Raw genomic sequence first — 8,865 nt, 5'->3', positions numbered from 1 at the left:
ATATAATTTTTAATAAACAGGAGGTATGAGCAGTATGAAGTCAAAGGGTATGCATAAGTTCCTGGCTGAGAATGCAGGATTCTTTTTTGTTCTGCCATGGCTGATTGGATTTATACTTTTTAAGGTTTATCCATTCGCTTCTTCATTGTACTATAGCTTTACAAATTATGATCTGTTCAGAGGCATTACAAAAACAGGTATGTTGAACTATAATAAGATTTTCACAGATACTGATATTGTCAGAGCATTTCTGGTTACTTTTAAATATGCGATTTTTGACGTTCCTTTAAAACTCACCTTCGCATTGTTTATTGCTTATATTCTGAACTTTAAATTAAAGGGTGTTAATTTTTTCAGAACTGCTTATTACATTCCCTCCATTTTAGGAGGCTCCATTGCTATCGCTATATTATGGAGAGCCGTATTTAATACTGACGGTCTGATCAATGCTGTAATCGGCGCGTTCGGCGGAGAAAAAATTAACTGGATGGCGTCTGCTAACGGAGCTTTGGCAGTTATCGTACTGCTGCGTGTCTGGCAGTTTGGTTCAGCCATGGTTATTTTCCTTGCAGCCTTAAAGGGAGTATCAGAAGATCTGTATGAAGCTGCCTCCATTGACGGAGCAGGAAAATGGACTCAGTTCTTTAAGATTACCGTTCCTTTAATTACACCGGTTATTTTCTATAACCTGATTACTCAGTTATGTCAGGCATTCCAGGAATTCAACGGACCATTCCTTGTAACAAAGGGAGGACCAAACGGTGCTACTACACTGATTTCCATTCTTATTTACAACAATGCATTCCTTCGTCATAAGATGGGTATGGCAAGTGCCCAGGCATGGATTCTGTTTTTAATTGTCATGACATTTACTGCAGTGGCATTTGTAAGCCAGAAAAAATGGGTTTATTACTCAGATGAAGACGGGAGGTAAATGACATGACGAAAGAGACTAAAACAAAAATCAGCACCTTTATCCGTTATCTGCTTCTTATCTTTGTCGGGTTAATTATGGTATATCCACTGATCTGGATGGCAGGTGCAACGTTTAAGACAAACTCAGAGATATTTACAAGTGCATGGTTCTGGCCGAAGAATCCGGTAACGGATGGTTATGCCAATGCCTTTGTAGATTACGGCGGTAAGATCAACCTGATTAAATCTATTTTAAATACTTATAAAATTGTAGTTCCCAAGGTTATCTTCACAGTATTTTCAGCTACCCTTACAGCTTACGGCTTCGGACGATTCGAATTTAAGGGAAAAGGACTCCTTTTTTCTCTTATGATTTCAACTCTGTTCCTTCCGCAGGTAGTTTTAAATGCACCTCAGTACATTATGTTTAATAACTGGGGCTGGACCAATTCCTATCTTCCTCTTATAATCCCTGCATTATTTGCAGGTGACACATACTTCTTATTCATGCTGGTCCAGTTTTTAAGGGGTGTGCCAAAGGAGCTGGAAGAGGCAGCTAAGATTGATGGCTGTAATTCACTTAAAACATTATGGTATGTAATTGTTCCCATGTTAAAGCCGGCATTGGTATCCGTTGCGCTGTTCCAGTTTATGTGGACTTCCAATGACTTTATGGGACCTCTTATTTATGTTTCCGATATGCCGAAATATACAAACTCCATTTACTTACGTATGTCAATGGACGGCGATGTAGGATTTCAGTGGAACAGAATTCTGGCGATGTCACTTATCTCCATTATTCCTTCTCTGATTGTATTCTTCTGTGCGCAGGATGCATTTATTGATGGTATTGCTGCAGGCGGAGTAAAAGGTTAATAAAAAAAGAGGGCGTGGTATGCAATTGCTGCGCTCTTTTTCAATAGAAAAAACAGGTGAGGTTTAACAGTATGGAATTAAGAGTTGTATTTCAGACAGCGCGTTCTGTAACCATTGAGACAATCACGGAAACAATCTATGAATTTGAAACTCCAGGTAAGATTTTAGTAAACGGAGAAAGCCGGGGGGAGACAAACCAGGTGGTATTTACTTTGTTTGACTTAAAACCGGATATGGATTATAATATTTCTCTGGAAAGAAATGGAGAAAGAGCAGAAACCAGCTTTCATACGGATTATGAATTTGTTACGATCAATGTCAGGGAGGTTGGTGCTCGTGGGGATGGTATTTACAATGACACCGCCTTCATTCAGGCTGCAATCATGGCTTGCCCGAAAGACGGGAGAGTGCTGATACCTGCAGGATCATACAAAATTACAAGTCTCTTTTTAAAGAGTCATATAAAGATTGAACTTTCAGAGGGAGCACAGCTTCTTGCAGAGACGGACCGTTATCAGTATCCGAAGTTTCCAGGTATGATCGAAAGCTATGATGAGAACGAGGATTATAATCTGGGAACCTGGGAGGGCAACCCCCTGCCTATGTTTGCAGGCATCATTACCGGCATCGATGTGGAAGATGTGGTAATCTACGGAAGAGGAACTTTAAACGGTCAGGCATCCTTTGATAACTGGTGGGATAACGTAAGAGTGATGAAGGGAGCTTTCCGCCCCCGCATGGTATTCTTAGAAAGATGCAGGCAGATTACCCTTCAGGGATTTTCGTTAAAGAACAGTCCTACCTGGGTTCTTCACCCTTACTTCAGCCAGGACTTGAAATTTTTGAATCTAAGCATCAGCAATCCGGCAGATTCCCCCAACACAGATGGGCTGGATCCGGAATCCTGCAAGGATGTGGAGATACTGGGACTTCATTTTTCCCTTGGAGATGACTGCATTGCCATCAAATCAGGTAAGATTTACATGGGACGCAGATATAAGACACCTTCTGAGAACATCACCATCCGTCAGTGTCTGATGGAAAACGGCCACGGAGCTGTTACCATAGGAAGTGAAGTGGGCGCAGGCGTGAAAAATATCCGGGTGGAGCGCTGTCTGTTCCGCCACACAGACAGAGGACTGAGGATTAAAACCAGGCGGGGAAGAGGTAAGGACTCTGTACTCACTGATATTTCCTTTGATCACATTGATATGGATCATGTGATGACTCCATTTGTAGTAAATGGCTTCTACTTCTGTGATCCGGATGGAAAATCAGACTATGTTCAGTGCAGGGAACTGCTTCCGGTTGACGACAGAACGCCTGAGATCGGCAGATTTAGTTTTACCAATATTAAGGCAGTTAATTGCCATGTGGCAGCCTCCTTTCTCTATGGTCTTCCGGAAAAGAAGATTGAACGCATTGAATTTAAGAATGTAGACCTCTCTTTTGCAAAAGAGGCGAAATCAGGAGCTCCCGCCATGTTAAACGGAGTGGGGCAGTGCAGCAAAAAAGGCTTTTGTATCAGCAATGTGGACACCCTGATCTGTGAAAATGTGCATATTTCCGGACAGGAAGGAGAAGCATTTGAATTAACCAATATCAATCATTACGAAACGATTTAAAGGAGAAGAGTACTATGCAGATTGGAATTCGATTACACGATGTGGCACCAGGAACCATTGAGGAACGTTTAAAAATAGCCGGCGAACAGGGATTTTCCTGTGTGCACCTGGCTCTGACAAAGACAATTGAAGAACATTCGGTGGATAATTCCGCCTTAACACCGGGATTTGCTGCTTATCTGCGAAACAAATTTGCAGAGTATCATATGGACATCGCTGTTTTAGGCTGCTATTTAAACCTGGCACATCCAGATCCGGAAGAGATTAAGAAGATCCAGGAACGTTATTTCGCCCACCTTCGTTTTGCATCCATCTTAGGCTGCAGCGTAGTGGGAACGGAGACAGGCAACCCTAATCCAGAATACCGTTATGAGCCTGCATCCCATACAGAAGAAGCACTTCAGACGTTTATTACGAATTTCCGTCCGGTAGTGGAATGTGCAGAGAAATTCGGTGTAATCATGGCGATCGAACCGGTATGGAGCCATATCGTATATGATTCCAAGCAGGCTCTTAAGGTATTAAAAGCAATTAACTCCCCGAATTTAAGAATCATTCTGGATCCGGTTAATTTACTGTCTGTGGAGAACAGCGGCGAGTATGACAAGGTGATCAAAGAAGCGATTGAGGATCTGGGAGAGTATACCGATGTTCTTCATATGAAAGATTTTGTGATTGAAGGCGATAAGGTAGTTTCCGGAGCACCTGGAACCGGAGTTATGAAATATGATACCATTTTGAATTTTGCAAAGAAAGAAAAGCCTTATATTCAGATGACAATCGAGGACAGTACTCCGGATAATGCAGAATGGTCAAGAAAATTTCTTGAAAATTACAGCTGCAAATAAGCAGAAATTTCTGATATAAAACGTCATATACGGATTTAAATATAAAAAGAGCTTTGACTGGTTTTTGATGTTAAACCAGATCAAAGCTCTTTCTAATTCCCTGATTATAAGCAATCCTTCATAACTGCGTAAGCGCCTTTTTCTTCGATATCTTTTAAATATCCGCTGACAGCTTCTTCAAAGCCTTCAATGGCTGTTAAATCTTCGCCCCAGAAATCTGTATTTGTGCAGACAGAGTGGGTTAGAGCAGCAGCGTCCTCATCTTTGTGGTCATAGAAGAACTGAAGAATCTGTTTGTCGTCTTTTACTGTATACGTATCACCAGCAGGGCGCATAGCGGTCAGACCGTCCTCTGTCAGTGTTGTTCCATGATAGAATGCAATATAGAATGCAAAGGAAGCGGTAATGCAGCTTGGAAGTGCATGATTCTTCTCAATATAACCCTTTAAAGACGGCATCACGCGTGCTTTCCACTTGGAGGTGGAGTTTAAGGAAATAGCTAACAGCGCATGGTCAATAAATGGGTTTTTGAAACGCTCTGTTACAGAAGCTGCAAAGCTCTTTAATTCTTCTTCCGGAAGAGTTAAGGTAGGAATGATTTCATCGTAAATGGTCTTGTTCATGAAACCGCAGATCACTTCATCATCCATACAGTTGCGGACAATATCCTGACCAGCCAGGTAAGCACCTAATACAAAAGAGGTATGGGCACCGTTTAAGATACGAACCTTTCTCTGCTTGTATGGCTTGTGATCTTCGCAGATAATAACAGGAAGACCGGCCTCTTCAAATGGAAGTTCTTTCTTTAAGCTGTCCGGTCCCTCGATTACCCAGAAGCCAAATACTTCACCGGTATCGATGATGTTATCCTGATAGCCTAATTCCTCACAGATAGCAGCAGCTTCATTTCTTGGGTAACCGGTTACGATTCTGTCAACCAGTGTGGAGCAGAAGATGTTCTCTGCCTTAATCCAGTTAATGAATTCATCGCCTAAATTCCACTGTTTCGCATAGCTTAATACGCATTTTTCCAGCTCTTTTCCGTTGTTGTCAATAAGCTCGCAGGAAAGTATGACAAAGCCCTTTCCGGCTTCCTTACCAAACGTTTCAAATCGTCTGTATAAGAACTGTGTCAGCTTTCCGGGGTAGCTCTCTGCCGGCACATCAGTAAACTGACAGGAAGGATCATAGGCAATTCCAGCTTCTGTTGTATTGCAGGCAATATAACGAAGATCCGGGTTTTTGGCACAGTCAAGAACTGCTTCATAATCCTTATATGGATTTAAACATCTGCTTACGCAGGAGATGACGCGTTTGTCATTTACTTTACGGCCGTTTTCAAAGCCGCGGAGGAAGAGGGTATAAAGACCTTCCTGCTCATTGATCATATCTGCCAGGCCAGGTGCAATCGGCTGACACAAAACTACTTTGGAATTAAATCCGGTTTTTTCATTGAGAACATCAATAAAATAGTCAACAAAAGCTCTTAAGAAGTTTCCCTCTCCGAACTGAAGTACACGTTCCGGTGCTTCCTTTAATAAATATCCGTCATAACCCAGCTTTTCCAGTGTCTGGTAGCTTAACTTTTCCATTCCGTTTGTCTCCTTATATGTTGTCAGAAATATTTTATAATGTTACGCCCTGCTTAAAGATGGCCATATCGTGGAAACCTGCTTCTTCCGATTTAACCATCTTGCCAGAGGCAACTTCTATAACAAAGTCAAAGAACTGATTCTTTAAAGTATCCATATCGGTTCCTTCCACTAAAACTCCGCAGTTGAAGTCAATCCAGTTATTTTTCTTCTGGCTGAGAGCGGAATTGGTGGAGATCTTCATGGTTGGTACTGGACATGCAAATGGAGTTCCCCGTCCGGTTGTAAATAAAACGATATGGGCGCCTGATGCAGCAAGGGCTGTGGAAGCTACCAGATCGTTGCCGGGAGCGCTTAAAAGGTTCAGTCCCTTATTGCGTACCGGTTCCCCGTATTTTAATACATCCACCACTGGCATTCTGCCGGATTTCTGAACGCATCCTAAGGACTTGTCCTCAAGAGTGGAAATACCGCCTTTTTTATTGCCTGGAGAAGGATTCTCATAAATGGTCTGGTTGTGGCTGGTAAAATAATTTTTAAAGTCATTGATTAAATCAACTGTTTTTCCAAAAGTTTCTTCGTTCTGGCACCGGTTCATAAGAAGTGTTTCCGCACCGAACATCTCAGGAACTTCTGTCAGGATGGTAGTTCCACCCTTTGAAACCAGCATATCGGAAAATTCACCAACAGTAGGATTGGCTGTAATTCCGGATAATCCGTCAGAACCGCCGCATTTCATTCCGATCACCAGCTCACTGCAGCTGATCGGCTCTCTGTGAAATGATCCCGCATATTCTGCAAGCTGATCGATTAATTCAAGAGAATCGGATATTTCATCTTCTGATTCCTGAGCCACTAAGAATTTAACCCTGCGCTCATCGTAGTCGCCAATATAGCGTTTTAATTCGGTGACATTGCTGTTCTCACAGCCAAGTCCAAGCACCAGCACGCCGCCTGCGTTTGGATGATTGATTAAATCTGCCAGAATGGTTCTGGTATATTCCTGGTCATCGCCCATCTGGGAACATCCGTAAGGGTGAGGAAAAGCAGCAACCGCATCAATGCTTCCTTTTACATGTTTTAATGCTGCACGCTCAATGGCAGTCGCAATTTTATTCACGCAGCCAACGGTTGGAATAATCCAGATCTCGTTGCGCACGCCAACACGTCCGTCAGGTCTGCGGTATCCGTTGAAAAATCGTTCTTCTGATGGAGCAACTTCGATTTCCTGTTTGTTATACGTGTAAGTCAGTAAATCTCCTAAACCTGTTTTTAAATTGTGTGTGTGAATCCAGGCCCCTGTCCCAATGTTCTCCTTTGCTATGCCGATAGCACAGCCGTATTTGATGACGGATGAGCCGGCAGGTATATCTGTCAGGGCAAATTTATGACCCTGTGGGATATCTTCCAGAAGAGTAACCGCTGTGCCGTCTACCTCTAAGGCACTGCCGGAAGTAAGGGGTTTTAATGCGACCGCCACGTTGTCTTCGGAATTGATTTTGATAAAGTCCTGCATAAGCTTCCTTTCCTTTCTTAGTACCGGTTTCTTTATTTTACTGCAATGTAAGTACTTACATAAAACATACACTATTTTTTTCTCTTAGTCAATAGGGAAACATAAAAGAAAGATATTTCTTTTAATTATGGGTACAATATGGAAAAAGCATGCATCATTTTTCATGATTTACTGGTAATAATAGTTGCGCAATGGTAGAATATTATGTATAATGAAGCGAGATAAGTGTAAGCGCTTACGCGCCGTGTAGAAAAGGCATGGTAAAGCTATGGTAAAGCCACGGTGACGCTATGGTAACGCAGACACAATAAAAAAGGGAACCATCGGTATGATTTTGCAGTCAGATGATGAGAAATGAAGACGTAAGAGGGACACCAGGATGAACATATATGATATAGCAGAGCTTGCAGGAGTTTCCATAGCTACCGTTTCCAGGGTGGTGAACGACAGCCCGCGCGTAAGTGAAAAAACGAAACAAAGAGTCAGGGCCATTATGGAGGAAAACGGTTATACTCCCAACGTATTTGCCAGGGGCTTAGGTCTTGATTCTATGAAGACCATAGGAATTCTCTGCCCGGATGTATCTGATGCATATATGGCAACTGCAGTTGCCCATTTAGAGAGCCGCATGCATGAACATGGTTATGACTGTATCTTATGCTGCAGCGGTTTTGAGCAGACGATAAAAGAGAAGTATGTAAGCCTTCTCCTGGCCAAACGCATTGATGCGCTGATTATGGTGGGATCTACCTATGCAGGTGAAGAAGGGGATAAAAGTCGTGTGCAGTATGTACTTAATGCAGCCAGACAGGTCCCGGTGTTCCTTATTAATGGATATTTAGACGGTGAGAATATATACTGTGCATATGGTGATGATTATCAGGCAACGTTTGATGTGACCAGCCAGATGATTGAATCAGGCCGCAGCAGAATTCTTTTTTTATGCAATTCCCATTCCTACAGTGCCACAAGAAAGCTGGCTGGTTACGAATCCGCATTAAAAAGCCATGGACTGCCGGTGCTTGGCGACTTGAAGCTGTATGTGAAAAACCGGATTCACACAGTACGTGATATACTGTTGGAACGGAGGGATTTACGGTTTGACAGTGTAATTGCCACAGATGACGGTCTGGCTGTCGGTGCGATTAAATATGCCAATTCAAAACTTTTAAAAATACCAGAAGATTTATGTATTACAGGCTTTAATAATTCAGCCCTGTCAATCTGCAGTGATCCGGAGCTGTCTTCGGTGGATAACAGGGTGGAAGAACTGTGTAATATTACCATCAGCAATATGATGAAGATTCTTCAGGAGAAGGACTCTCAAATAAGCCGGGACTGCAAGATTCCATGCAGGCTGGTAAAACGATGTACAACCGATTTTTAGGCTATTGTCATTTCGTTTCCTGTATGGTACAATTAGAATTTGATAAATATAAAGACACCAAAAAGCATGCTCTTTCCTAATAGGACGGAACATGCTTGAATTCGTG

7 protein-coding genes are annotated in these 8,865 nt (G+C 42.4%); 5 read left to right on the top strand and 2 right to left on the bottom strand.

Features of this window, described 5'->3' with window-relative positions:
* Nucleotides 1–34 precede the first annotated feature (34 nt).
* The 4 genes from RZO55_RS03225 to RZO55_RS03210 all read left to right on the top strand — a co-directional run bounded on the left by RZO55_RS03225 (nucleotide 35) and on the right by RZO55_RS03210 (nucleotide 4,264).
* The gene (locus RZO55_RS03225) at nucleotides 35–934 is read left to right on the top strand and encodes a carbohydrate ABC transporter permease (RefSeq protein ID WP_318062845.1); all 900 of its coding nucleotides are present in this window, start codon (nucleotides 35–37) and stop codon (nucleotides 932–934) included.
* A 5-nt stretch (nucleotides 935–939) separates the two neighbouring features.
* Nucleotides 940–1,791 (top strand): carbohydrate ABC transporter permease, encoded by an 852-nt coding sequence (locus RZO55_RS03220; protein ID WP_318062844.1) that lies wholly within the window; start codon nucleotides 940–942, stop codon nucleotides 1,789–1,791.
* Nucleotides 1,792–1,862: 71 nt separating this feature from the next.
* Nucleotides 1,863–3,416: a glycoside hydrolase family 28 protein gene (locus RZO55_RS03215; protein WP_318062843.1), complete on the top strand. Its 1,554-nt coding sequence runs from the start codon at nucleotides 1,863–1,865 to the stop codon at nucleotides 3,414–3,416.
* Between the two features lie 14 nt (nucleotides 3,417–3,430).
* Nucleotides 3,431–4,264, top strand: a complete 834-nt coding sequence (locus RZO55_RS03210) for a sugar phosphate isomerase/epimerase family protein (protein ID WP_318062842.1) — start codon at nucleotides 3,431–3,433, stop codon at nucleotides 4,262–4,264.
* 104 nt (nucleotides 4,265–4,368) lie between these two features.
* On the opposite strand, the gene RZO55_RS03205 is transcribed toward RZO55_RS03210, so the two are convergent.
* Both RZO55_RS03205 and RZO55_RS03200 read right to left on the bottom strand, forming a co-directional pair.
* Nucleotides 4,369–5,856 (bottom strand): tagaturonate reductase, encoded by a 1,488-nt coding sequence (locus RZO55_RS03205; RefSeq protein ID WP_318062841.1) that lies wholly within the window; start codon nucleotides 5,854–5,856, stop codon nucleotides 4,369–4,371.
* Nucleotides 5,857–5,890: 34 nt separating this feature from the next.
* A complete protein-coding gene (locus RZO55_RS03200; protein ID WP_318062840.1) occupies nucleotides 5,891–7,372 on the bottom strand; it encodes a UxaA family hydrolase in 1,482 nt (493 codons plus the stop codon).
* A 379-nt stretch (nucleotides 7,373–7,751) separates the two neighbouring features.
* Between RZO55_RS03200 and RZO55_RS03195 the strand changes: the two genes are divergently transcribed.
* Nucleotides 7,752–8,759, top strand: coding sequence for a LacI family DNA-binding transcriptional regulator (locus RZO55_RS03195; protein WP_318062839.1), 1,008 nt, complete (start codon nucleotides 7,752–7,754; stop codon nucleotides 8,757–8,759).
* Nucleotides 8,760–8,865: the final 106 nt, after the last annotated feature.

It is taken from the genome of Clostridium boliviensis (assembly GCF_033342255.1).
Lineage (GTDB): Bacteria > Bacillota > Clostridia > Lachnospirales > Lachnospiraceae > Lacrimispora > Lacrimispora boliviensis.
Note: the sequence above shows the minus strand (reverse complement) of the source record. Positions and strands in the feature narration are given on the sequence as shown.

Coding starts and splice junctions, on each gene's coding strand:
- RZO55_RS03225 (WP_318062845.1), top strand. CDS start 35: ATGAAGTCAAAGGGTATGCATAAGTTCCTGGCTGAGAATGCAGGATTC.
- RZO55_RS03220 (WP_318062844.1), top strand. CDS start 940: ATGACGAAAGAGACTAAAACAAAAATCAGCACCTTTATCCGTTATCTG.
- RZO55_RS03215 (WP_318062843.1), top strand. CDS start 1,863: ATGGAATTAAGAGTTGTATTTCAGACAGCGCGTTCTGTAACCATTGAG.
- RZO55_RS03210 (WP_318062842.1), top strand. CDS start 3,431: ATGCAGATTGGAATTCGATTACACGATGTGGCACCAGGAACCATTGAG.
- RZO55_RS03205 (WP_318062841.1), bottom strand. CDS start 5,856: ATGGAAAAGTTAAGCTACCAGACACTGGAAAAGCTGGGTTATGACGGA.
- RZO55_RS03200 (WP_318062840.1), bottom strand. CDS start 7,372: ATGCAGGACTTTATCAAAATCAATTCCGAAGACAACGTGGCGGTCGCA.
- RZO55_RS03195 (WP_318062839.1), top strand. CDS start 7,752: ATGAACATATATGATATAGCAGAGCTTGCAGGAGTTTCCATAGCTACC.